Annotated in this window: 16 protein-coding genes; 10 read left to right on the forward strand and 6 right to left on the reverse strand. The window is 46.2% G+C overall.

The genetic code is table 11. The features are described from left to right. Positions 1–246: 246 nt before the first annotated feature. The 3 genes from GVN20_RS14925 to GVN20_RS14935 form a co-directional block, all read right to left on the reverse strand. Positions 247–999, reverse strand: coding sequence for a succinate dehydrogenase/fumarate reductase iron-sulfur subunit (locus GVN20_RS14925; RefSeq protein WP_206023275.1), 753 nt, complete (start codon positions 997–999; stop codon positions 247–249). Between the two features lie 103 nt (positions 1,000–1,102). Further along, complete coding sequence (locus GVN20_RS14930) at positions 1,103–3,091, reverse strand: fumarate reductase/succinate dehydrogenase flavoprotein subunit (RefSeq protein ID WP_166559098.1); 1,989 nt, start codon at positions 3,089–3,091, stop codon at positions 1,103–1,105. Between the two features lie 74 nt (positions 3,092–3,165). Further along, positions 3,166–3,951, reverse strand: a complete 786-nt coding sequence (locus GVN20_RS14935) for a succinate dehydrogenase cytochrome b subunit (protein ID WP_166559099.1) — start codon at positions 3,949–3,951, stop codon at positions 3,166–3,168. Positions 3,952–4,264: 313 nt separating this feature from the next. On the opposite strand from GVN20_RS14935, the gene GVN20_RS14940 reads away from it, so the two are divergent. Continuing rightward, entirely contained in the window at positions 4,265–7,132 is a 2,868-nt protein-coding gene (locus GVN20_RS14940) for a gliding motility-associated C-terminal domain-containing protein (RefSeq protein WP_166559100.1), read from the forward strand. Positions 7,133–7,270: 138 nt separating this feature from the next. Continuing rightward, positions 7,271–7,915, forward strand: coding sequence for a DUF1080 domain-containing protein (locus GVN20_RS14945; protein WP_166559101.1), 645 nt, complete (start codon positions 7,271–7,273; stop codon positions 7,913–7,915). A 91-nt stretch (positions 7,916–8,006) separates the two neighbouring features. On the opposite strand, the gene GVN20_RS14950 is transcribed toward GVN20_RS14945, so the two are convergent. Continuing rightward, positions 8,007–8,801, reverse strand: a complete 795-nt coding sequence (locus tag GVN20_RS14950) for a pesticin C-terminus-like muramidase (protein WP_166559102.1) — start codon at positions 8,799–8,801, stop codon at positions 8,007–8,009. Positions 8,802–9,014: 213 nt separating this feature from the next. Between GVN20_RS14950 and GVN20_RS14955 the strand changes: the two genes are divergently transcribed. Then, positions 9,015–10,955, forward strand: a complete 1,941-nt coding sequence (locus GVN20_RS14955) for a putative porin (protein ID WP_166559103.1) — start codon at positions 9,015–9,017, stop codon at positions 10,953–10,955. A gap of 144 nt (positions 10,956–11,099) precedes the next feature. Further along, complete coding sequence (locus GVN20_RS14960) at positions 11,100–13,784, forward strand: TonB-dependent receptor domain-containing protein (protein WP_166559104.1); 2,685 nt, start codon at positions 11,100–11,102, stop codon at positions 13,782–13,784. A gap of 211 nt (positions 13,785–13,995) precedes the next feature. Here GVN20_RS14960 and GVN20_RS14965 read toward each other — a convergent pair whose 3' ends face one another. Together GVN20_RS14965 and topA are read right to left on the reverse strand one after the other, a co-directional pair. After that, positions 13,996–14,856, reverse strand: coding sequence for a dienelactone hydrolase family protein (locus tag GVN20_RS14965; RefSeq protein WP_166559105.1), 861 nt, complete (start codon positions 14,854–14,856; stop codon positions 13,996–13,998). A 127-nt stretch (positions 14,857–14,983) separates the two neighbouring features. Beyond that, positions 14,984–17,446: a type I DNA topoisomerase gene (topA, locus tag GVN20_RS14970; RefSeq protein ID WP_166559106.1), complete on the reverse strand. Its 2,463-nt coding sequence runs from the start codon at positions 17,444–17,446 to the stop codon at positions 14,984–14,986. A 199-nt stretch (positions 17,447–17,645) separates the two neighbouring features. Here topA and GVN20_RS14975 point away from each other — a divergent pair, with 199 nt between their 5' ends. From GVN20_RS14975 to GVN20_RS15000, 6 genes are all read left to right on the forward strand, one after another. After that, positions 17,646–18,884: a NupC/NupG family nucleoside CNT transporter gene (locus GVN20_RS14975; RefSeq protein WP_114065825.1), complete on the forward strand. Its 1,239-nt coding sequence runs from the start codon at positions 17,646–17,648 to the stop codon at positions 18,882–18,884. A gap of 118 nt (positions 18,885–19,002) precedes the next feature. Further along, a complete protein-coding gene (locus GVN20_RS14980; protein WP_114065824.1) occupies positions 19,003–19,791 on the forward strand; it encodes a M48 family metalloprotease in 789 nt (262 codons plus the stop codon). Between the two features lie 58 nt (positions 19,792–19,849). Continuing rightward, positions 19,850–22,042, forward strand: coding sequence for a S9 family peptidase (locus GVN20_RS14985; protein ID WP_166559107.1), 2,193 nt, complete (start codon positions 19,850–19,852; stop codon positions 22,040–22,042). Positions 22,043–22,152: 110 nt separating this feature from the next. Further along, positions 22,153–22,755: a Uma2 family endonuclease gene (locus tag GVN20_RS14990; RefSeq protein ID WP_166559108.1), complete on the forward strand. Its 603-nt coding sequence runs from the start codon at positions 22,153–22,155 to the stop codon at positions 22,753–22,755. A 414-nt stretch (positions 22,756–23,169) separates the two neighbouring features. Then, positions 23,170–24,429 (forward strand): asparagine synthetase B, encoded by a 1,260-nt coding sequence (locus GVN20_RS14995; RefSeq protein WP_166559109.1) that lies wholly within the window; start codon positions 23,170–23,172, stop codon positions 24,427–24,429. 365 nt (positions 24,430–24,794) lie between these two features. Then, the coding region (locus GVN20_RS15000; protein WP_304621485.1) for an S-adenosylmethionine synthetase N-terminal domain-containing protein at positions 24,795–25,192 on the forward strand (398 nt) is incomplete at its 3' end.

Raw genomic sequence — 25,192 nt, forward strand, 5'->3', positions numbered from 1 at the left:
GAATGACCAAGGGGATAGTTTTAGGTTACCGTATGCCGTACGGGAAATTTGATTTTGCGACCGAAGGAACTGTTTTGTACGTTTTATTCGACTCGTTAACGAGTTTCTTGTCAGAAGGGTATTGATCGGGTAGGGTTGTGCAAGATAGGATAACATGGTTGAAAAATCCCACAAAAAAAGCGTCTGCCGATTTTGAATGGGCTAACCCAAACCGACAGACACTTTATTGAGGTTGTTTTATTGCAATTAAACGCGTTCCGAAGTCACTTTCGCGCCTAAATATTCGCGGTTGAGGCGGGCAATGTGTTCGAGCGGAATCTCTTTTGGACATTCAGCGGCGCATGCACCCGTGTTGGTACATGAACCAAATCCTTCTTCATCCATTTGAGCGACCATGCGCTCAACGCGCAACTTGCGTTCTGGCTGGCCTTGTGGTAAAAGAGATAGTTGAGAAACCTTTGCCGACACAAACAGCATAGCCGAGGCATTTTTGCAGGCCGCCACGCACGCTCCGCAACCAATACAAGCGGCGGCTTCAAAAGCTTCGTCGGCGCGGTCTTTCGGAATTGGAATACTGTTGGCATCTTGGGCATTTCCAGTATTGACCGAAATATACCCCCCTGCCGATTGAATACGGTCAAAGGCCGAACGGTCAACCACTAAATCTTTAATGACTGGGAATGCTTTTGCGCGCCACGGCTCCACCACAATGGTATCGCCGTCGTTGAAACTGCGCATGTGAAGCTGACAGGTTGTCACGGCACCTTTAGGGCCGTGCGGCCGGCCGTTGATGTACATTGAGCACATCCCACAAATACCTTCGCGGCAGTCATGGTCAAATGCAACGGGCTCCTGTCCTTCGTTGATGAGTTGTTCGTTTAGTACGTCGAACATTTCCAAGAACGACATGTCGGGGGAGATACCCGCCAATTGATAGGTCGCGATTCGACCCGAATCTTTTTTATTTTTCTGACGCCATACTTTGAGGGTCAGATTCATATTTCCTGCTGACATCTTTTTTGGGGATAATTATTGTCAACCTGAAAGCATCTAAAAATAGGATTGATTGCACTTTTAGACCCTTTCAGCATGACAAAGGTTATTATTTGTAACTCCGCTGCGCGATTTTGATGTTATCGTATATCAAATCCTCTTTATGAAGCTCCCAAGTGCTTTCACCTTTGTGCTCCCATGCCGATACAAACATGTAGTTTTCATCGTCGCGAAGGGCTTCGCCTTCTTCGGTTTGATATTCTTCACGGAAGTGACCACCGCATGATTCGTTACGGTTGAGGGCATCGGTACACATCAATTCGCCCAGTTCGATGAAGTCAGCCACGCGGCCGGCTTTATCAAGCTCAGGGTTGAATTCGTCGGCACTGCCCAGTACTTTCACATCTGACCAGAACTCTTTTTTCAACGCCTGAATTTCTTGGATGGCTTCTTTCAAACCTGCCTCGTTACGGGCCATTCCGCATTTATCCCACATGATTTTGCCGAGGCGCTTGTGGAATACTTCAGGGGAGGTTTTCCCTTTGATAGAAAGCAGTTTTGTGATGCGCTCTTTGACTTTGTTTTCTGCCTCAACAAATTCTGCCTGATCAGTAGAAATGTGCGTAGTGCGGATTTCGTTGGCAAGATAAGAACCAATGGTATAAGGAATAACGAAATAACCATCTGCCAAGCCCTGCATCAATGCACTGGCTCCAAGGCGGTTGGCGCCATGGTCAGAGAAGTTGGCTTCTCCAAGAGCGTACAGACCAGGTACCGTCGTCATCAAGTTATAATCGACCCAAAGACCACCCATGGTGTAGTGTACTGCGGGATAAATACGCATCGGTACTTCGTAAGGGTCTTCGCCCGTAATCTGCTTGTACATGTCAAACAGGTTGCCGTATTTTTCTTTTACTACGGCTTTGCCGAGTTCAGTGATTTTTTCAGGAGTGGCGTCATGAAGGTTAAGTTTGTTTACTTCCCCTTTACCGTAGCGCTCGATGGCCGCGGCATAATCAAGATAAACCGCCATTTTGGAAGTTCCTACACCATAACCTGCATCGCAACGCTCTTTGGCGGCACGAGAGGCAATGTCACGGGGTACGAGGTTTCCGAAGGCAGGATAACGACGCTCAAGGTAATAATCACGCTCCTCTTCTGGAATTTGATTGGCAGGACGCGTATCATTTTGTTTTTTAGGAACCCAAATCCGTCCGTCATTCCGCAACGACTCCGACATGAGGGTCAGTTTAGACTGATGGTCGCCAGAAACTGGAATACAGGTAGGGTGAATTTGTGTAAAGCAAGGGTTACCAAAAAACGCCCCTTTTTTGTGCGCTTTCCAAGCCGCCGTAACGTTGGAACCCATTGCGTTGGTCGAAAGATAAAAAACGTTTCCGTATCCACCGCTGCAAAGGAGTACTGCATGAGCAGAATGACGTTCGATTTCGCCAGTCACCAAGTTACGGGCAATGATTCCACGGCATTTGCCGTCAATCACCACCACGTCGAGCATTTCATGACGGGTGTACATTTTAACAGCACCTAAACCCACCTGACGCTGAAGGCCTGAATAAGCGCCCAACAACAACTGCTGTCCAGTTTGTCCTGCCGCGTAGAATGTACGCTGCACCTGCGTTCCTCCAAAAGAGCGGTTTGAAAGCAAGCCGCCGTATTCACGGGCAAAAGGAACCCCCTGCGCTACGCATTGGTCAATGATACCCGCCGACACTTCTGCCAAACGGTACACATTGCTTTCGCGGGCGCGGTAGTCGCCTCCTTTAATCGTATCATAAAATAAACGGTAAGTTGAGTCACCGTCGTTTTGGTAGTTTTTAGCGGCATTGATTCCTCCCTGTGCCGCAATAGAGTGCGCACGACGGGCTGAATCCTGAAAACAAAAAGCTTTTACTGAATACCCCAGCTCGGCCAGAGTAGCAGCTGCCGAAGCACCTGCAAGACCCGTTCCTACTACGATAATTTCCAGTTTTCGCTTGTTAGCCGGGTTGACGAGCGGAACGGTGGAACGGTATTTTGTCCACTTGGTTTCCAACGGCCCGTCGGGGATTTTGGCGTTCAATTTGGGTGAGGTTGCCATATAAAAGTGAATTGTGAATTGTTAATCATTAGCGAGGCATTGGGCTGAATACATCATAACCCAAACTCCTTCATTTACATACTTTTAAAGAAAAAATACAAAGGCATCAAAGCAAAGCCAATCGGAATGATAATTCCGAATACTCCCACCCCTAAAAAGGTAAGTAGAGAATTGTACTTGATGTGGTTGATACCCAAAGTCTGGAATGCACTTTTGAAGCCGTGCACCAAGTGGAAAGATACCGCAAACATGGAGAGAACGTAGAAGAAAACCACGATGGGGTTTTTGAAGCCTTCCAACACACTACGGTATAAATCCTTAACAATTACGACGCGAGTGTTGCTTTCTTCCCGGACAAATTCTTCCAGTTTGTTCTTGATTTCCCCTTCGTAAGGCGTTGCGGTTACTTCGCCCGTTACCAGATTTTGTTCGTATTTGGTGTAGGGAACATATCCAAACTTATATTCAAACCAGAAGTTAGACATGTGTACCACGATAAATACCAACAAAACTGTGCCTAAAACGGCCATGTTACGCGAAAAAAACGAGCTGTTGGCTTTTCCGTCGTAGGCTACGTAGCGTTGGGCTCCGCGTGCCAGACGGTTTTGGTACGCAAGATACAAGCCTTCGAAGGCGTGCAATAAAATTAGTGCGTATAAACCGTACGAGATGGTTTTGATGAGCGGATTGGTGGTCATAAAAACGGCGTAGACGTTGAAAGCCAAGCCATCGTCCTGTTTAAATAATTGCAGGTTCCCACTCATGTGGACAATTAAAAAAGAGCACAAAAACAAGCCAGTCAACGCCATGACTAATTTTTTACCAATGGAGCTTGTCAGTGTTTGGGTAAGCCAAGACATATCAAAAAATGTTAAATTAAAACGATAAATTATACTGTTTTCAGCGGTCAAAAGTAGGTCTCAATCAATTTAGAAACAATCTAAAGTGTAACTTTTTTTGCTAAATAACGAGTGATATTTAAAGCTTGTTTTTTTAACCTTGTGTGTAGATTTTTTGTTTGATAAAAAACCGAAAAACGAATCAGAAAAATGCCTCTACATTTAAAAACAAATAATTTTTACACCATTTGAGCAAATATTTCGTTTTTTAATTGATAATATGCGACGACCTAACTTCAAGGTATTTTTGACCCCATTTTATATTTTACTACCGATGAGGCATTTGACTCTACGTTCTCTATTTTTTCTGTTGTGCGTCTTCAGCACATACTATTCTTACGCAACCCACGTTCGCGCAGGTGAAATCACGGCCAAAAGATTAACCGACAAAGATTTAACCTATGAAATTTTGCTCACCACCTACCACGACGAAATTGGGGGACGGATGGCCAGTGACGGGCAAAACGATGTAACCTTTTGTATCCGTCCCTTTGTCGGGGGAGTAGGTTCAACGTTATTGGCGATGCGAACTGGCAGACAAGCCATCACCAATTCGACTTCAGCCAATACTTTTAAGGCTAATTTTACTTTTTCTTCGCCTGGTGTTTATGTTATTTCGGTGGGGATAGAAAACCGTAATGACGGGGTTGTCAATTTGACCAATTCTGTGAATGTCCCTTTTTACGTAGAAACAATTTTGGTGATTAATGCCTCGTTGGGTTTGAACAAAACGCCCGTGATGCTCAACCCTCCCTTGGATTCGGCGCGCATCGGACAGAAATTTTGCCACAATCCTGCGGCATTTGATGCCGACGGTGATAGCTTGGCGTATCGACTTTCGACTCCCAAACGTGGCGAACCAGGGACGTGTATCAACCGAGTGGCAGATGGCTATCGTGACCCTGCCTTAGGATTGAATCCTGACGCTCAAAATGAATTAAAAAACGGGCCCGCTACTTTTACCATTAACCCCATTACTGGTGATCTATGTTGGGACGCACCCGCCGTTGCGGGTATTTATAACGTTGCGTTTATCATTGAAGAATGGCGTGATGGCGTTAAAATCGGGGAAGTAGTACGGGATATGCAGATTGTGGTGGGCGACAGCCCCAACCGAAGGCCGCTGCTCGACCCCATTGCCAACACTTGCGTTGAAGCAGGCCAAACCGTGACCCAAACCGTGCGGGCAACCGACCCCGATAACAACCGAATGGTGCTTTCTGCTTATGGCGGGGTCTTTAATGTCAATCCTGATGGAAAACCCATTACAGATGCGAGCCAGTTCCTAATTGCCCCAGCGTTTGCTACGTTTACGCCATCGCCTACCACGCCACTGAGTTCGCCAGCGGTAGGTACTTTCCGTTGGCTGACCAACTGTAACCATGTGAGGGAGGCTCCTTACGATGTTGTCTTTAAAGTAGAAGATTTACCCGGTAGGATGAGCCTGCAATTGGCCTCGCTGGAGTCGTTTTCGATTCGGGTGGTAGCTCCCAAACCTACTGGGCTTGCGGCGCGGGTTTCGACGGGGGCAGTTCCAGGCTTTACCTTAACTTGGACGTCTTATCTGTGTCAATTGCCAGGCGCACAAATTGCTATTTACCGCAAAGAAGGTTGTACGGGTGGTACATTTAGTGGCTGTACCAATCCTGGCGACCCGTTGGCGCTGGGTTATACCGAAATAGGCCGTGTACCAGCGGCTACGACTACTTTTACGGATGACAACAATGGAATGGGGCTTCGCCGGGGAGGAGTTCAATACAGTTACCGGATTCGGGTCGTTTATGCCTTGCCGCAGGGAGGAAACAGCCCACTTTCGGACGAAACCTGTTTGGACTTGCCCGCACAAATTCCAGTATTGACCAATGTTACCGTTGATACGACAAGCACCACGCGCGGGGTAATAACCGTAAAGTGGACACGGCCTCCGTTTGCTCCTGGTGATGTGCCCGGGCCATACCAATATCGTCTTTCTCGGGCAACGGGGCTGAACGGAACCAATTATACCGTTATCGCCACCATCAACACGACCCTTCAACCCAATGCCGATACGATTTATATAGATCGGGGGTTAAATACTTCCCTTAACGGCTACCGCTATCGGCTGGAGTTTTTTCATACACTCAATGGTACTTTGACCAGCTTAGGAACGACCGAGCCCGCCAGCAGCGTGCGGTTGGATGTGTCGCCGGCGTCACAAGGATTGCGTCTCAATTGGCAAGCGATTGTGCCTTGGCGGAACGAAAACCAGCGGCACCGCGTGTACCGTGAAAACCGCGAGCGCCCAGGCACGTTTAACCTGATTGCTGAAGTATCGGTGCAAGGGCCTAATACCTTTACCTACATCGACGACGGAACTGACCGCTTTTTGGCCGATGGAGATGTCTCCAAGAAGTTATCGACTGATTCCACCTACTGTTATCGCGTCGAGACCGTCGGAACTTACGACAGTCCACGGATTCGGGTCGGGCAATTGTTCAATTTCTCCCAAATTGCCTGTGGTGTGCCATCAGACAGCACCAAACCTTGTCCTCCAGAGTTAAAATTGGATATATTGGATTGTGCAACTGTTTCGGGCGGGCCTTGTCCCGAAACAGTCAGTAACACCCTGAACTGGACTTCTCCCGCTACCAATTCGGCCAATCAACCTTGCGCCGCAGTGGCAAGCTATAATGTGTACTTTGCGCGTTATCCTGAAGATGACTTCAAGCGCGTTGGGCAAACGACCGTGCCTGTAACCACCTTCAAACACAATGGATTGGATTCGTACGCGGGTTGTTATTACGTGACAGCCATTTCACGTTTTGGGTCAGAAAGTACCCGTAGCAACGTAGTTTGTAATAATAACTGTGAAGATTTTCGAGTACCCAATGTCTTTACGCCCAACGGCGACGGCAAAAATGATTTATTCATTCCGCTTACATGCTCCATTTTTGTAGAATCTATCACGTTTGTGGTCTACAATCGTTGGGGGGTAAAAGTGTTTGAAACCAATACCCCCGCCCTCAATTGGGATGGAAAAACAACCGACGGACAGGAACTGCCCACTGGAACGTATTTCTATCAGGCTAAAGTGAGTTTCAAAACGTTGGCCCGTGAAAGTGAGCCTGTTACAACTAAAGGATGGATTCAGCTTATTCGGTAGTTAAAACCGATATGATAAAAAGAGTGAGGGGCTTCGGCCCCTTTTTTATGGATTTTGGCAGAAAAACGACTCTAATCAAAAGTAGTAATTAGGCGGGTGTATCCTTATGTTATTTTAAACCTTAATCATTGAAGAATCATGAAAAAAGTTTTGTATTTCGGAACACTGATGCTCTTAATGGCCGTAAGTGTAAGTTTTGCTCAGAAGAAGAAGAAAGACGGTTGGATTACTATTTTTGACGGAAAATCAATGGACGGTTGGAAAGTCGGGGAGAATGCTTCTACGTTTAGTCTTGAAAACGGTACCCTCAAGGTGGCAGGCCCCCGGGCGCATATTTTTTATGACGGCAAAGTAGGAGAGCATAACTTTAAGAATTTTGAATTTAAAGCCCAGGTAATGACTACTCCCGGGTCTAACTCTGGAATCTATTTTCATACTCAATACCAAGAAGGCGGTTGGCCTTCAAAAGGCTACGAAGTGCAGGTCAACAACTCACATACCGACTGGCGCAGAACGGGAAGCCTCTACGGAGTTCAGGATGTAAAAGATGTTTTTGTGGACGATAACGTGTGGTATACCGAGCACATCATTGTGCAGGGCAAGCACATTACCATCAAAATCAACGACAAAATCGTAGTGGATTACGTAGAACCTGAGGAGGTAGCAACGAAGGTGAAAGATGGTGGTCGTAAAATCAGTAACGGAACTTTTGCGTTGCAAGGCCACGACCCCAAAAGCATAGTCTATTATAAGGATATTATGGTTAAGCCATTGGGCGAATAGTGGGCCTACGATTTGTTTGATGAAAGACCAAAGCCGCATCTCTGATATAGAGATGCGGCTTTTTGGTGAATTTATTAGTTATTCATCAAATTTAAACATCCCAATCCTGCTCGTTGAGGGTGTTTTCCAAATGCACATCTGTTTGAGCGTTATGACTGGCATGATGTTCTTCAATGATGGGTGTTTCGGCGTAAAGGTCGTTGCTCCAGATGGTTTCTGCGACTTCAATAGATTCATTTTCAGGCAATTCAATGGCATCAATCACTTCGGCAATTTCCGACCCAGATTCAATGGGCGGGGCGTTGGGGTCGAGAAAAGTTGCATAAAATGTATCGTTACGGTAAGACAAAGGTTCTCCACCCGAAAAACGTTCAAACGACTGAGCTACGGTATCCCAATCTTCCCGCAATACCGCCTCAGTAAGCGTAGGAAACTTGCTTAGACCGGGGTTGTAGGCAAAGTCAAACAGAATGTGTTTTTGCTTTTCAGATAAATTCTCCCACGAAATCATGTCATGCGTTACAGTGTCACTTTCATCGGTAAATTGGGCCAACTGCGACCGCAGCCTGCGTTCGTATTCATCAACGAGCACATGGTCAAACAGCGCCTGTTGTTGCTCTTCCGTAATGTAGAGTTCATGGCGGTGTTGATTGACCCAAGCTTGGGCCTCATCGCCAGTTTTGGAGGCCGCATCCATAAACGCCTGTGCAGTTTGCGGATGAATGCCCGCTTTGGTTAAGTCTTCGTAAATTTCCATGGGCGTACGGCTTCCCATGTCATAGCCGGGGCCAATCGTTACTCCCGATAACCCACCTGGAAAATGGGGCACCAGGCTTTGGCCCTGATGACCTATTTCTTGCTGATACGTAAAGGCATATCTGGACATTTGACTTTTCAGTGATGGTTATAACAAAATTAACACGCTTTGAATGACAAACCCTAACCGAATACTCAAAAGGTTAAATATCGTTAATTCTTGTCAAAGTGTTTAGTGTAATTGCTTGAAAGTCAACGTTAAATTAAAGAGTGGGCGTGAAATAAAGGGCAATTCAGGGTCCTCGATGAACGGTAGACTAAAAACTTATACTAACTTTGTGGCGTGAAAAAGTGGTTATACATTGTTTTTTGCGGGTTTTTCTCCGTAGCGGTTTACGGCCAAATCAGGATGCCGACGGGTGGCTCTTTAGGCTCAGGCCAGCAGGGCGGCTTGGGGCAGGGCGGGCAGGTCAAAATTGATGATTCTACCAAGGTGATTTATGGCCCCCGTACCGCGCGTTATTTTTTGGAAGAGGATATTTTTAATAACTACAAAACCCTCTATCAAATTGATACATCTTACGATGATTTTCATCGCTATAACTTTGTGCAACGCTCTGATTTTCAGTTGGTAGATTTGGGTAATTTTGGAACGGCTGCGCGGAATGTATTCTTTCGCCCCATCGAGCAACTAGGTACTCAATTTGGTTATGATGCTTATTCCCCCTATGCCTACCAAATCAACGACGTAAAATACTACGACACTAAATCTCCGTATACCAATCTCTACCTGACGTTGGGCGGCGGCGGGCAGAATATCCTTCGTTTCGACCACAGCCAAAACCTCTCTCCCCGTTTAAATTTGGGGATTAACGTTCAGCGTTTTACCACCAATAAACAATTCGGGACCAGCGGGCAGAGTGATTCCCAAACGAATTTAGCCCAGAATTGGGGGTTTGTTTTTCACGGAAATTACCGCTCCAAAGATGAAAAATACACTTTTTTGGGGCAATTCAACCACCTGAATCATCACGTTTACGAACAAGGTGGGATGTCGCCCGACAGCCTTAACTTCAAAACTGACCGGGGCATTGAATACGATAACCCTTCGGCTACGTTTCGGACTGCGCAATCATGGGAGCGGCGCAACAATTGGCATACCTACCAGCAGTATGTCTTAGCGCAGGGTTTTCAGGTGTATCACGTGTTTGATTACAAACGCAGTATTGATGTTTTCTCCGATACTGACCTGACCAATGCCCGTTTGTACGGGTTTTACAATAACTATTACTACGATTCGACGCAAACCCGGCAGGAAGTAAAGTTTCGGTTGTTTGAAAATAAATTTGGTATCAAAGGGCGTTTTCAGGGGTTTAATTACCGCGCCCATTATCGTCAGCGCATTGCCAATATGAACGGTGCTTACACCAAAAGCGACAGCACTACGGGGACATATCGACTCAGCCGATTTGAAAATTTTGTGGGATTATGGCTCGCTTATTACCTCAAAGACAGCGCGCAACGCGCCACGGCCGAATTTGAATATCTGTTGGGTCGTGATTTTAAAATCAAAGGAGAAGTAGTAAGTAAATGGTTTAAGGTAGGTTATCTTTCGACGTTTACGTCTCCTACTTTTGTTCAACAATTGTACGATGCTAATCACCTGCGTTGGACAAACTCCAACCGATTGGTCAATTCAAACAACATCTACGGCCAAATAAACGTCAACACAAAGCAACTCCGATTGAGCCCTCGGCTGGATTATCATTTAATCAACAACTATTTTTATTATGATACCGCAGCCGTGGCGCGTCAATATACCAGTGCGTTTAGTGTGGTGCGCTTAGGAGGTGAAGCTGAATGGCGTCCGGGTAAATTTCAATTTTTGACCCAGACCTATTATACGTTGGTGTCAAACAATGATATTCTGCGTATTCCACGCTTTTTTGCCAACTTTCGGGCTACTTTTGATTTTGTTTATGCCAAAGTTCTTTTTCTACAAGTAGGGGGAGAAATCCATTACAAGTCGGCCTATTATGCCGATGCCTACATGCCCCTGACCCAGCAGTTTTACCTTCAAAACCGTCTCAAAACCGAAGGTGTGGTCTACACAGAAATCTTCCTCAATGCCCGCATCAATCGGGTCAGATTGTTTGTTAAAATGGCCAATGCCGCGCAAGGGAATTACCAAGGTGCACTGATACGTGGGTATTTCTCTACACCCTTTTACCCAGTTGTGGGGCGGTCGCTTGGTTTTGGGGTCAATTGGCCCCTCTTTGACTGATTTCGTTCGTCTATGTTTTTCCCCTATTTAGTCGTTTAGACCTTACAGTTGGTCGTTTTTATGTGCTTTCTAACGCTTTAGGAGTAACATTTGTATACTTAAAATTGTCTTAAGTAATAGACAAATTACTATAATCAATTTATAATGAAAAAAGTATTTTACGTTTTAACAGCCGTTTTAGGGATTACTTTCACTTCTCAGGCTCAGTTTCCCGGAGGCGGTGGCTTTGGTGGGGGTGGTCGCGGTAGTGACCGAGGTCCGGGTGGAATGGGCCAACAACAACAGCAGGCAATGCCTGACCTTCCCAAAGGAAACGGGCGGGTATCTGGAATCATCGTTGATTCTGCTTCTGGCAAGCCAGTTGAATACGCAACCGTTGCCCTTTTTGATATTAAAACTGGCAAACCTGTCGACGGTTCGGTGACAGACCTTAAAGGTGCTTTTTTGTTAAAAGGAGTACCCGATGGAGATTTTAAGTTTGTGGCCAGTTTTATTGGTTACAGAAACTTCGAAATTGCCAAATTAACGATTGGAAAAGGCAGTAAGGAACAAAATTTGGGAAATTTAAACCTTCCCCCTGATGTGCGTACCCTAGCGGAAGTGACCGTAACGGGAGAAAAAGCCATTATTGAAGATAAAGTAGACCGTTTGGTATACAATGCCGAAAAAGATATTTCAAACACAGGAGGTGATGCGGGTGATGTGCTTCGCAAAGTACCCCTTCTTTCGGTGGATTTGGACGGAAACGTGTCGATGCGCGGTAGTGAAAACATCCGTGTATTGATTAACGGCAAGCCTTCTACCATCGTTGCCAACAGCGTGGCTGATGCCCTGAAAATGATTCCATCCGACCAGATTAAAACCGTTGAAGTAATCACTTCACCTTCGGCAAAATACGACGCAGAAGGCTCGGCAGGTATTATAAACATTATTACCAAGAAAAATACCCTTCAAGGTATTACTGGCTCGGTTGATATTGCAGGCGGAAATCGGTCGAGCAATTTATTCGGAAACGTAAACCTGAGAACTAAAAAATTGGGGGTGTCCGTCAACGCGGGTGGACGTATGATGTACCCGCCAACAGGTGGCTACATTAATATCAGCCGTCAACTGGCCAATGGTGACGTAGTGAGAACACGTCAGGAAAACAATGGTCAACAATTGGGTGGATTTGGAAATGTGCAGTTGAGTGTCGACTATTCGCCTACCACAAAGGACAATGTGACCCTGAGTGTTCGTAACAGCCGCCGGGCGTTCAATCTTGAGAATACACAGCAATCATTCAGCTTTTTTGGTACGACCGTAAATCCAACATTTGCCAATAAGATTGATACCAAAAACATCGGTAACAACCTTGATGTAAACTTGGATTATACCCGCAAGTTCGAAAAAGAAAACAAGGAATTTAGTATTCTGGCACAGTTGAGTCAAAATGCGGGTGACAACAGCTATACCCGTGACCAGTACCGTGGCTCAACGGAGGGTGAACTTTTTTACCGTGAAAGCAACCCCAACAAAAGCTTAACGAAGGAGCGCACCTTACAGGTTGATTATCAAGATCCAATTAGTAAATATGCCCAGATTGAAACGGGTGCAAAAATGATTTTACGTCATATCGAAAGTGATTTTCGTTTCAATTATGATAGCACGGGTCGGGGCATTTATACGCCTAATCCGCAGAGAACCAATATTTTTAGCTATGACCAAAACGTGTTTGCGGGTTATTTGTCTTTCCTGTTTCAAACGACTAACAAGTGGGGATTCAAACCTGGCTTGCGCTATGAATACACGCAACTGGGTGCTAAATACCAAGATGCTCCAGCGGTTGAATTACCAAACTTTGCAACCTTGGTTCCGAGCATTACGATTTCAAAAAGCCTGAAAGGAAACAAAACGATTCGTTTCAGCTACAACCGCCGGATTCAGCGTCCGTCAATTCAGTTCTTGAATCCCAACGTTTCGCAGAGTGATCCGTTCAACGTTTCTTTCGGAAATCCGAACCTTAACCCTGAGTACACCAACAACTTTGAAGTTAACCTTAGTACGTTTATCAAAACTACAACGCTTAATTTCTCGGCTTATACCCGTATGACCGAGGGCTCGATTGAAAGCGTGCGTTACCGTGGTGGACAGGCATTGTTTGATCAATTGACCAGTCAGCAAGGGGTAAACGTTGGAAGTGTGATAGTAAATGATAACACGCTTCTCTCCACTTTCCAAAACATCGGCAGCAACCGTGCGTATGGTTTGAACGTATTTGCCATGGTAAAACCAGTGAAAGGAATGACCATCAACGGAAACATCGACGTACGTTATATCACGTTGAACAGCCCTTCGTTGGGGGTTAAAAACCAAAACTGGACCTATAACCTCTTTGGTCAGATTCAGTACCAGCTAGGCAAAGACTGGAGCGCGCAGATGTATGCTTTTGGTCGGGCACGTGATATTCAGTTGCAAGGTACCCGAGGTGGTTTTATGGGATACAGTCTAAACATTCTGAAAGAGTTTAAGAAGAAACAAGCCAGCCTAGGTTTTGGCGCTGAAAACTTCTTGCAAAACGCATTTAGCCAACGTAGCAACCTCAACAGCACGACACCCGGAAATATCTTTAGCCAAGAGCAGGTCAACTTGATGTACAACCGTGGTTTCCGCCTTACCTTCCGTAAGCGTTTTGGTAAAATGTCGTTTGATGGTAATTTCTTCCAACGTAAGAAAAGTGTTAACAACGACGATACCAAACAGGGCGGTGATAACTCAGGCGATAGCGCTGGAGGACAGCCGGCTGGCGGTGGCGCCACGGGCGGTGGTCGTCGCGGAGGAAGCAAGTAGAATAGCTTTTTTGATATATATCCACACCATAAAAAAAATCCCTTCCAAGTCATTGGAAGGGATTTTTGATTATGGGTTGGGGAGTAATTAAGTATCAAGGCACAATAAATTTAAGATTCACGCTAAGGCGCAAAGCTGCAGAGTGTTTATTATCAATAACCTATTCTCTTTGCCACTTTGCGTCTCTGCGTGATTGAAATTGCTTTAATACTTAACTGCCTAATTCCTTCTTAAAGAGGCCAATGGTTCTTTCCCATGCCAGTTTTGCAACAGCCTCATTGTAGCGCGTAGGGGCAGAGTCGTTGTTGAAAGCGTGTTGCGCACCTTCATACACATATAGTTCATACTTGATTCCCGCTTTTTTGAGGGCTTCTTCGTAGGCGGGAATTCCCGCGTTGATGCGTTCATCCAGTGCACCATAATGGAGCATTAGTTTTGCTTTGATTTTAGGCACATCGGCGGCATCAGCTTGCCGTCCGTAATAGGCGACGGCAGCGTTGAGGGAAGGGACGTTTACGGCCAGTTGGTTGGCCATCGCACCGCCCCAGCAAAACCCTACGCAACCTGTTTTGCCGGTACAGTCTTTGCGAGACTTGAGATAATCAAAGGCTTTGATGTAGTTGTTGAGGTTTTTCTTGGCGTCAAGTTGCCCGAAATACGTGCGAATCTGCTCGGCGTCGGTGGGTGTACCGCCAAACGGAGAAAGGGCGTCGGGCGCAAGGGCGATAAAGCCCGCTAACGCTACACGGCGGGTTACATCTTCAATGTGGGGGTTAATGCCCCGATTTTCGTGAATGACCACTACTGCGGGGTAGTTGCCTGGGGCCGCTGGCCGCGCCAAATACCCTTTCATTTGCGTGCCATCTCCTTCATAGGTAATGTTTTCGATGGTCAAACGCTCGTCGTTGGGTTTGACGGTGGAGGCGTGTGCATAATTGATTTCTAACAAAGGAAGCACGGCCATTGCTGCGGCCGTGCTTCCAGTGAGTTGGGTCAATCGCTTGAAAAAGTCGTCCCGTTTGAGGGGCTTGTGTGTATACTCATCAAAGAGATTAATAATGCGTTGGTCCATGTTTTGTAGGAGTGAGAAGTGAGTAGGAAGCAGTGAAAATAAGTACAATCGGTAAATACCTAAAGCAATTTACCCCTTATAAACTACTTATGCTTCATTCTCTCTTCTGAGCTCTAACTCCTAAAAACTATCCTCCCGCCAGTTTCAAACAATCTTCCAGCGTGAGGGTTGCGGGATCGGTGTCTTTCGGGATTTTAATATTCCGCTTTCCAACCGCTACGTAAGGGCCGTAAGGGCCACGTAAAACTTTAACGGTGGTATTTTCGGCAAATTCCCGAATGACCTTGTTGCTTTCGGCTTCCCGTTTTTTCTGAATGATTTCGAGGGCTTCTTCCCGCGTCACGCGTTGCAAGCTCATGCCTTTGGGGAGAGAATAATACTTGTCGTCGTGTTTGATAAATGGCCCGTATTTGCCCATACCCGTGGTGATGGGCTTCTCTTCCAAAAATCCAAGTCCTTCGCCTTCGCCAGCCAAGTCGCCGCGTTTGAGGCGGATGGCGGCAATACACGCCTCGGCTTCGATGGTATAGGGGTCGTCACCGCGGTCGAGTGAGTAAAATTTATCGTCGTGCTTAACGTACGGCCCGTATTTGCCCACGCCTACCACCATCGGTTTGTCTTCAAAGAACCCTACTTCACGGGGGAGCGAAAACAGCTCAATGGCTTCTTCGAGGGTAATGGTTTCTACGAGTTGGCCTTTTTTCAGGTTGGCGTATTGGGGTTTAGCGTCTTCGGTTGCTTCGCCGATTTGGACGTACGGTCCGAATTTTCCAATCTTGGCAAAAATCGGTTTTCCAGATTTAGGGTCAAGTCCTAGCTCACGGGCTTCGGCTCTTTTGAGTACTTTTGAACCTTCTACTTCACCGATTTTCTGGTGAAATCCTTGGTAAAAACTATCAATCATTTGTTGCCAAGGTAGTTTTCCTTCGGCAATTTCGTCAAACTCTTTCTCCACGTTGGCCGTAAATGAGAAATCAACGACGTTGGGAAACAGTTCGACCAAAAAGTCGTTGACCACCATGCCCGTGTTGGTCGGAAATAACTTTGCTTTTTCGGCGCCGTAATTTTCTTTCCCAACCGACTCTTTTAGTTCGTTTTGTTTTAGTATCAGTTCTTTATAATCACGTTCTTGCCCTTTTTTATCCTGCTTGACCACATATTCTCGCTTGATAATCGTCGAGAGTGTAGGTGCATAGGTAGAAGGACGTCCGATGCCCATTTCTTCCAATTGCTTCACCAAACTTGCTTCTGTGTAGCGGGGTTTGGGGCGCGAAAATTTCTCTGTTGCTTTCAGAAAATCCAAATTCAGGATTTGCCCAATGTTGAGCGGGGGCAACATTCCTTTGGTGTCTTCTTCCTCGTCGTCTTTAGATTCTAGGTATACTTTCAAAAAACCGTCAAACTTAATGACTTCACCTTGCGCCACCAATTCTTCGCTGGTGGTTGAAATGGTAATGGTGGCAATGGTGCGTTCGAGCTGCGCATCGGCCATTTGGGAGGCAATAGAGCGTTTCCAGATTAATTCGTACAGGCGTTGCTCATTGCGGTCACTGCTGGCTTTCAGTTCCCCAAAGTTGGTTGGGCGGATGGCTTCGTGGGCCTCCTGTGCCGACTCAGATTTGGTTTTGAATACGCGTTTTTGGTGGTATTTTTCGCCGTATTCGCTGTTGATTTGGTCGGTTGCTTTTTGCAATGCCTCCTCCGATAGATTGGTGGAGTCGGTACGCATGTATGAAATCTTACCCGCTTCGTAAAGTTTTTGGGCCACGGTCATCGTTTGTGAGACTGAAAAGCTCAATTTGCGCGAAGCCTCCTGTTGTAAAGTAGAAGTGGTGAATGGGGGTGCGGGAGATTTTTTACCAGGTTTTACTTCCAGATTTTTGATTTTAAAGGTAGCGCCTTTACATTTTTCTAAAAATGTTCGGGCTTGTGCTTCCGTTTCGAAGTTCTTGGGCAGCTCGGCTTCGAGGACTTTTCCACCTTCCAAAATAAACTTGGCAACGACTTTAAAAGAGGATTTTGATTCGTGGGCTTCCACTTCCCGCTCCCGGTCCACAATGAGGCGCACCGCTACGGACTGCACGCGTCCTGCTGACAGCGCGCTGCTGTTGCCTATTTTTATTTTTCGCCACAAAACTGGGGATAATTCATAGCCTACAAGCCGGTCGAGTACGCGGCGAGCCTGTTGGGCATTGACCAAATCCATGTCGATAAGGCGTGGATTTTGAATGGCTTTTTGCAGGGCTGTTTTGGTAATTTCCCGAAAAACAATCCGTTTTGTATCTTTTGGTAAGCCGAGTGCTTCTTTCAAATGCCACGAAATGGCTTCTCCTTCACGGTCATCGTCAGTTGCAAGCCAAACCTCGTCGGAGGACTTTGCTAGCTTCTTTAACTCATTGATAACCTTTGTTTTATCGGCAGAAACTTCGTAGGCAGGTTCGTATCCGTTTTTAACATCTACCCCTAAATCTTTGTCGGGTAGATCGCGAACGTGGCCAAAACTTGATTTGACCGTGAAATCTGCTCCGAGGTATCCTTCGATGGTTTTGGCCTTGGCCGGTGACTCAACTATAACTAAGTTTTTTGACATGGTGGGTGTGTTTAGTCCCAATATTGCCGTCAAATATAGGGGGGAATCTGAGTGGAAACAAAATTGAACGAAGGGTAAATGACTTTATTTTTTGTAAAATGAGGATATAATTACCGAAAAATAAAACGTCATTCCTATCTTTACCCGCTTGATTTAACCAAAACTAACCTACACTTTAGAGATATTACTGACACACTTCATGGAACGTTTCACAGGACTTATTGGGATTGTATTAATTTTAGGTATTGCCTACGCGCTCTCCAACAACCGCAAAGCGATTAACTACCGCACCGTTGGCGTGGGACTGGCGCTTCAATTCGGACTAGCCGTCTTTATTCTTAAAACCACCATTGGACAAACTATGTTCGATTGGCTGGGCAAAGGTGTTCAGAAAGTGTTGGGTTTTTCGGATCGCGGTGCCGAGTTTGTGTTTAGTCCATTGGTAAAACCTTCCGTACTTAATAAAGCCTTCGGAGCAGGCAACGATTTTATCTTTTTCTTCAGTATTGTTCCGACCATTATTTTTGTGGCCGTTCTCGTTAATATTTTGTACCATATCGGTCTCATGCAACGTATCGTGGCGTTGTTGGCTAAGTTAATGAAATGGCTGATGGGGGTAAGTGGCGCCGAGGCTTTGTCAAACGTGGCATCGGCTTTTGTGGGGCAAGTAGAGGCCCAAATCATGATTAAGCCCTACCTCAAAGGCATGACCAACTCCGAGCTGCTTGCTTCCATGACGGGAAGTTTTGCCTGTATTGCAGGGGGGGTAATGGCTACCTATATTAAGTTGGGCGTGCCTGCGTCGTACCTGATTGCGGCGAGTTTGATGGCGGCGCCTGGGGCGTTAGTGATTGCTAAAATTGTGTTTCCCGAAACCGAGACTTCCGAAACCAAGGGAGTGGTGAAGTTAGAAATCAAAAAAGCGCACGCCAACCTGTTGGATGCCATCGCAGCGGGAGCCAGCGAAGGACTTAAAGTGGGCTTTAACGTGATTGCGATGTTGATTGGATTTATTGCCCTGATTGGCTTGGTCGATTTTCTGTTGGGCAAAGCAGGGGGCCTTTTTGCTTTTCCTACGTTGAGCCTTAACTTTTTGCTCGGAAAAGTTTTCTCGGTATTTGCCTGGGCCATGGGCGTGCCTTCCAAAGATGTGGAAGTAGCGGGGGCCTTGATGGGGACCAAGATGGTCATCAACGAGTTTGTAGCGTACTTGGATTTGGTTCATATCAAAGATACCCTAGATGCCAAAACAATTGCCATTACTAGCTTTGCCTTGTGTGGTTTTGCCAATTTCAGTTCGATTGCTATTCAGGTGGGTGGTATCAGCGAATTGGCCCCGACGCGTCGTTCTGATTTAGCACGTTTGGGCTTTAAAGCACTTATTTGCGGAACTTTAGCATCTTATATGTCGGCAACCTTGGCGGGGTTGCTCATTTAATCTTAGACTTTTTACAAAAAATACAGAGCGATTAAAGTCAGGTATGATTTTTTTATCGCTTATCGAATACATGCCTTCACAATGATGGCTTCACTATTCAACTTTAAACTTTAACACAATGGGACGTTCTCGTATTGGTGGAAGGCTACTGATTGGACTAATCATGGCCGTGGTTGCATTGTTTGGTTACTTTAACAAGTCGCAGGTTAATCCAATCACTGGCAAAACGCAGCGGGTAAGCCTTACCCCTCAGGAAGAAATTACGCTGGGTCTTCAAAGCGCACCTCAAATGGCCGCCGAATTTGGAGGCTTGTATCAGGACGAACAAGTACAGGCGCTGGTCAAGAAAGTGGGGCAGGGCATTGTGCAGAATACCGAAGTAAAAGACGGCCCTTACCAATTTGATTTTCATGTGCTGGCTGATGCCGAAACGGTCAATGCGTTTGCTGTGCCGGGAGGACAGATTTTTATCACGATGGGTCTGTTGAAGCGCCTCAAAACCGAAGACCAGCTGGCAGGCGTACTTGGTCACGAAATCGGGCACGTGGTAGGCCGACATTCGGCGCAGCAAATGGCCAAGCAAGAGCTAGTAGGTGGATTGGCAGGGGCGGCATCGGTGGCGTTATCAGACCCCAACTCCCCTAATGGCAGTGCCTACATTGCGCAATACGTAGCTAATTTGATGAACCTGAAATATGGGCGTGACGATGAGCTTGAATCGGATGATTTTGGCGTAAAATACATGATTCAAACGGGCCGAAACCCCGAAGCTATGGTGGAGGTGATGGAAATTTTGGCCGCCGCAGGTGGGCCGAATCGACCCGCTGAGTTTCAGAGTACTCACCCAAGTCCTGAGAACCGAGTTGCAAAAATAAAAGCCGCAATGGCTAAATACCGTAACCCGTAGAGTAAGCCTGCCCCTACGTTTATCATTTTTCTATCAACAAATCAATAAACCCTTTGGAATGAAACGCATCCATTTCTTACTCCTTTTCCTTCTTGTACAACTTTCGCTGCGGGCGCAGTTTAACCGAGGTGTTCAGTGGACCGAAGACGGCAACGGTTATCGCCGTATTGAAAACAAGGAAATTATCCAGTATTCTCTGCCTGATTTGCAAAAAACGGTGTTGATTTCTGCTAAGCAGTTGACCCCTGCGGGGAAAAGTGAACCCTTGACCGTTCGGAGCTATGAGTTTTCAGAAGATGGTCGTAAAGCATTGATTTATACCAACACCGCGCGTGTGTGGCGCTACGACACGCGGGGCGATTATTGGGTGTTGGATTTGGACAAAAATACCCTGACCCAAGTGGGAAAAGGACGTCCCGTTTCTTCTTTGATGTTTGCCAAATTCTCGCCCGACGGCAAGAAGGTAGCCTATGTAAGCGAACGTAATATTTTTGCCGAAGACCTCGCAACAGGAAAAATCACCCCACTGACCAAAGATGGTACCACGCGCCTCATCAACGGAACCTTTGACTGGGTGTATGAAGAAGAATTTGACTGCCGCGATGGTTTCCGTTGGAGTCCAGACAGCCGAAACATAGCCTATTGGCAGATTGATGCTACTAAGATTCGTAATTTTTTGATGATTAATAATACAGATTCTACCTACGCTTTCAATGTGCCCGTAGAATATCCCAAAGTGGGAGAGCGCCCCTCTCCGTATAAAATTGGCGTGGTGAGTGCGAGCGGCGGTGCTACTAAGTGGATGAGTACCCCTGGCGACCCTGGCAATACTTACATTCCCCGCATGGAATGGGCCAACGCCAACGAACTGGTGTTGCAACAGCTCAACCGGAAGCAGAATCAAGCAAAATGCCTCTATGCCGACGTAAAAACGGGCCGCACTACCGAGTTTTATGCCGACAGTGACGATGCTTGGGTCGAAACCAAAAGCAGCTACTCATGGGCCGACAGCCCCGCAGGTTGGGATTGGCTAAACGGCGGGAAGGAGTTTTTGTGGATGAGTGAAAAAGACGGCTGGCGTCACCTTTACCGTGTTTCGCGCGATGGTAAAACGGAAAAGTGTCTCACAGTGGGTGACTACGATGTGATTGGAATTGTGCGGATTGATGAGAAAAACAATTATGCGTACTTCATGGCGTCGCCTGATAACGCTACCCAAACCTACCTGTTTCGGGTAAAATTGGACGGAAGTGGGAAAGCAGAACGGATGTCACCAGCAAGTCAGGTGGGGTCTCATCGCTACGATATTTCGCCCAATGGCGCGTGGGCGTCTCATTCATTTTCCAATGCCAATACGGCTCCGATGAACGAGTGGTTGCGCCTCCCCGACCACAAAGCGCTGAAGGAGAGTGATGATATTACGGCAAAATTGGCCGCGCAAACTTCGGCTAAGAAAAAAGTGGAATTCTTTCGGATAAAAACGGAAGATGGCACGGAGTTGGACGGATGGATGGTGAAACCAGATGATTTTGACCCGACAAAAAAATACCCGATTGTATTCTCTGTTTACGGAGAACCCGCCAGCTCGACCGTCATGGACCGTTGGGGCACAGGTCGCAATGGCCTTTACATCGGCGACATGGCCAAAGATGGCTACATTTATGCTTCCGTCGACAACCGTGGTACGCCTTCTCCGAAGGGACGGGCTTGGCGTAAAGCCATTTATCGTAAAATTGGCAACGTCAACATTCGTGATTTGGCGATGGGGGCAAAAACCTTATTTGCACAAAATGCCTTCATCGATACCAGCCGCGTAGCGGTGCATGGTTGGAGCGGGGGAGGTTCTTCTACCCTCAACCTGTTGTTTCAATATCCTGACCTGTTCAAAACGGGCATTGCCGTAGCAGCAGTGGCCGATCAATTGAGTTATGACAATATTTATCAAGAACGGTACATGGGGATTCCGCAGGAAAATCGGGAAGATTTTGTTAGTGGGTCGCCACTCAGCCATGCCAAGAACTTACGCCCTACCCAAAACCTTTTGTATATTCACGGTACAGGCGACGACAATGTGCATTATCAGAATGCCGAAAAATTGGTCAATGAATTGATAAAGTACAACAAACAGTTCCAATTTATGGCCTATCCTAACCGTTCGCATGGTATTTACGAAGGCGAAGGGACTTCCCGTCACTTGAATACACTTTTTACTAAATTTTTAAAAGAGCATTGCCCACCCGGCGCAAAGTAGAGCGTTGAAGGGGATTTGTTTTGAGATTTGCGATGGCTCTTTTGGTTTGTTCAAACCAAAAGAGCCATCGGTTTTTTTTCTAATTTTACGGTAAGAAATCATAAAGTACTATGGGACAGCCCGAATATCAGCAGCGTTTAAGTATTGAAGAGTACCTAGCGCAGGAAAAGGAAACCGATACAAAATATGAGTACCACGATGGCGAGGTATATGCCATGGCTGGCGGAACCCCTACGCATAGTCTGATTGCTAATAATGCAGGACGTAGCTTAGGAAATGCACTTTTAGGTAAACGTTGTTTCGCGTACAATAGCGATTTGCGTGTGGCCACGTCGCGCAATAAATATGTGTACCCAGATGTGTCTGTGGTGTGCGGGAGGGTTTCTTTTTTTGAGGAACTTAAAAATGCGACCAATAATCCCGTGTTGATTGTTGAGGTACTGTCGGAAGAAACCAGGGCCTACGACCGTGGGGGTAAATTTATGCGTTACCGCATGATGGAGTCCTTTCGGGAATATGTCTTGATTGAACAAAGTTTGCCTTTTGTGGAAGTATTCTATAAAAATGAATTGAATACGTGGGAATACCGGGCTTATACAGACTTAGAAGGTATGATTCCGCTGCATTCATTGGACATCGAAATTCCAATGGCCGACATTTACATGGGCGTTGATTTTCTGCCTTTTGACCCTGAAAATTTGCAATTGTTATAGCTTTCCCTTTTTGGCGGTGACAACACCGCCAAAATTTAGCTTCTTCTTTCCCCTTTTTGGGTAGTTGTCTCCGTCAATAATTGTGGCCTGTTTTCTTCTTTGCCCGCCACACGTTGAGTCAGGGAGCTCTCGTGAGTATCTCTACTGCCTATTTGCTTCACTGCCAGCGTTTTTGCCTTTTTGTTATTTTGACATTTTAAATTAATTTTCAGAAAAAGTATAATCCTTTTCTTCCTTGATAAAATAAAATTTTCTGCTATTTTTGTTAAGGAAATTTTAGGTATTGAGGCCGCACAAATGCACACCGTTGTTCGTGCTCAGTACATTGTTTCTGTAAGACACAATTCCCGTTAACCATTTCGTTTACAGTTCCCACACGACCAGTCCACCAACCTGATAACTCTCACGGACGATATGAAAACTTGGTATCTGTTCTTTTTGCTTCTGGCGACGGCCACCAAAAGCCTCGCCAACGCGGTCCTCATTCCGATGGACGATAAGCAATCCAACCACCTTAAAGCGTACGGCGTTGCCTATTGGGTATTGAAAGAAGATTTGGAGGTGGATTGGTTGCTCAATTACCGGGGTGGTAGTTTTTTAATTAAATATTCCTCGGCGGTGGAAAAAGAATGCCGTTTGCGGGGGGTATCGTATGAGGTCATCTCCGACGCCACGGTCAATTCGATGATGACCTACATTACCAGTCCCGACGTAAACATGGATGCTGTGAAGCTCCACAAGGCCGCCAAAATCGTCGTGTATAGTCCCATCAAAGTGGGGCGGGCCTCGTTTGAAGATACCGACGCCGTTTTGTTGGTGCTCAAGTACGCCGAAATCCCGTTTGAGATTGTGTACGATGAAGAAATTATGAAAGGTGATTTGGCCAAATATGATTGGCTGCACCTCCACCACGAAGATTTTACGGGGCAATTTGGCCGCAATCGCCGCCGGATGAGCCTTGAAGATTTACAGGCGCAGGAAAATATCGCTAAGAAATTCGGGTATAAGAAAGTGTCCCAGCTCAAGCTCGACGTAGCCCGTACCATCAAGGGTTTTTGTGCGGGCGGCGGGTATTTGTTTGCCATGTGTTCAGGGGCGGAGTCTCTGGACGTGGCCCTGGCGGCCGAGGGGGTTGACATCGTACCGTCCATTTTTGACGGGGATGGCATCGACCCCAACGCGCAATCTAAACTTGATTTTAGCAAAACATTGGCCTTTGAAGATTTTAAATTGGAGCTTGGTGACGACGAATACCGCGGAGGAATGTCATTTTCTAGCATCAATTCTTCCTCTGGTCAAGGATGGAACGATGAAAGCAACAGCTTTTTTTCATTGTTTGATTTTTCGGCCAAATGGGATGTGATACCTGCCATGCTCGTCCAAAACCACGAAACACTGATTCGGGAGTTTATGGGACAAACAACCGCCTTCAACAAGAAAACCGTTAAGTCGAGTGCGTTGGTGATGGGGCAAAGCAAATCCTCCGACCGCTATATTTACGGTGAGTTAGGCCGAGGACAGTTTACTTTCTACGGCGGCCACGACCCCGAAGGGCAGCGTGGTTTTCACCGGATGCCTACCGACCTCAATCTCCACCCGCACTCCCCAGGGTATCGGCTTATCCTGAACAATGTGCTTTTCCCTTCGGCAAAGAAAAAGAAACGAAAAACGTAGAAGAACCATCCTGCGGCCTTTGGTGGAGTTTTCTCCGCCAATCTTTTTTTCCTGTCACGAATTGTTGGTGAAATAACACCCACAATGGGAAAAGTTTTCTCCGCCAACCATTTTCCTTAAACTTCAGCTTCTGTTATAGCATTCTTTGAAATAGATAAAACATCTATTTAAGCTATGTATTGTCCACTAAATATCTGAAAATTGAGGGCTATTTGGGGTAAGTATGCTAAAAGTTATCTTATTTTGATGTCTATGGCTGCTTTATACCCCCCTAAAGCAACGTACACATTCTTTTATCGGTTAATTTTGTGTCTTTAACTCAACGTTGAATTCACAAATATTCATATTGTAAATCCTCTTTCCTGATGTCTTATTTATTCACTTCAGAATCTGTGTCGGAAGGTCACCCCGATAAAGTAGCTGACCAAATTTCAGATGCGCTCATCGACCATTTCATGGCGTTTGATCCCAAATCAAAAGTAGCCTGTGAGACCCTAGTGACCACAGGACAGGTAGTATTGGCGGGCGAGGTAAATACCAAAACGTACCTTGACGTGCAGCAGATTGCCCGTGATGTGATTGCGAAAATTGGATATACCAAAGCAGAGTACATGTTTGAAGCGCACTCGTGCGGGGTACTTTCGGCCATTCACGAGCAATCAGCAGATATTAATCAGGGCGTTGACCGTCAAACGGCCGACGATTTTGAAAGCAAAGCCAACGCGCAGGGAGCTGGTGACCAAGGAATGATGTTTGGCTATGC

Origin of the sequence: Runella sp. CRIBMP (assembly GCF_009905605.1) — a bacterium.
Classification (GTDB): domain Bacteria; phylum Bacteroidota; class Bacteroidia; order Cytophagales; family Spirosomataceae; genus Runella.

Excerpts from the sequence above, each read along its gene's own strand:
- GVN20_RS14960 (WP_166559104.1), top strand. The coding sequence starts at position 11,100 with ATGAAAAAAGTATTTTACGTTTTAACAGCCGTTTTAGGGATTACTTTC.
- GVN20_RS14975 (WP_114065825.1), top strand. The coding sequence starts at position 17,646 with ATGGAACGTTTCACAGGACTTATTGGGATTGTATTAATTTTAGGTATT.
- GVN20_RS14930 (WP_166559098.1), bottom strand. The coding sequence starts at position 3,091 with ATGGCAACCTCACCCAAATTGAACGCCAAAATCCCCGACGGGCCGTTG.
- GVN20_RS14925 (WP_206023275.1), bottom strand. The coding sequence starts at position 999 with ATGAATCTGACCCTCAAAGTATGGCGTCAGAAAAATAAAAAAGATTCG.
- GVN20_RS14995 (WP_166559109.1), top strand. The coding sequence starts at position 23,170 with ATGAAAACTTGGTATCTGTTCTTTTTGCTTCTGGCGACGGCCACCAAA.
- GVN20_RS14940 (WP_166559100.1), top strand. The coding sequence starts at position 4,265 with ATGAGGCATTTGACTCTACGTTCTCTATTTTTTCTGTTGTGCGTCTTC.
- GVN20_RS14990 (WP_166559108.1), top strand. The coding sequence starts at position 22,153 with ATGGGACAGCCCGAATATCAGCAGCGTTTAAGTATTGAAGAGTACCTA.
- topA (WP_166559106.1), bottom strand. The coding sequence starts at position 17,446 with ATGTCAAAAAACTTAGTTATAGTTGAGTCACCGGCCAAGGCCAAAACC.
- GVN20_RS14980 (WP_114065824.1), top strand. The coding sequence starts at position 19,003 with ATGGGACGTTCTCGTATTGGTGGAAGGCTACTGATTGGACTAATCATG.
- GVN20_RS14950 (WP_166559102.1), bottom strand. The coding sequence starts at position 8,801 with ATGTCCAGATATGCCTTTACGTATCAGCAAGAAATAGGTCATCAGGGC.
- GVN20_RS14945 (WP_166559101.1), top strand. The coding sequence starts at position 7,271 with ATGAAAAAAGTTTTGTATTTCGGAACACTGATGCTCTTAATGGCCGTA.
- GVN20_RS14965 (WP_166559105.1), bottom strand. The coding sequence starts at position 14,856 with ATGGACCAACGCATTATTAATCTCTTTGATGAGTATACACACAAGCCC.
- GVN20_RS14985 (WP_166559107.1), top strand. The coding sequence starts at position 19,850 with ATGAAACGCATCCATTTCTTACTCCTTTTCCTTCTTGTACAACTTTCG.
- GVN20_RS14935 (WP_166559099.1), bottom strand. The coding sequence starts at position 3,951 with ATGTCTTGGCTTACCCAAACACTGACAAGCTCCATTGGTAAAAAATTA.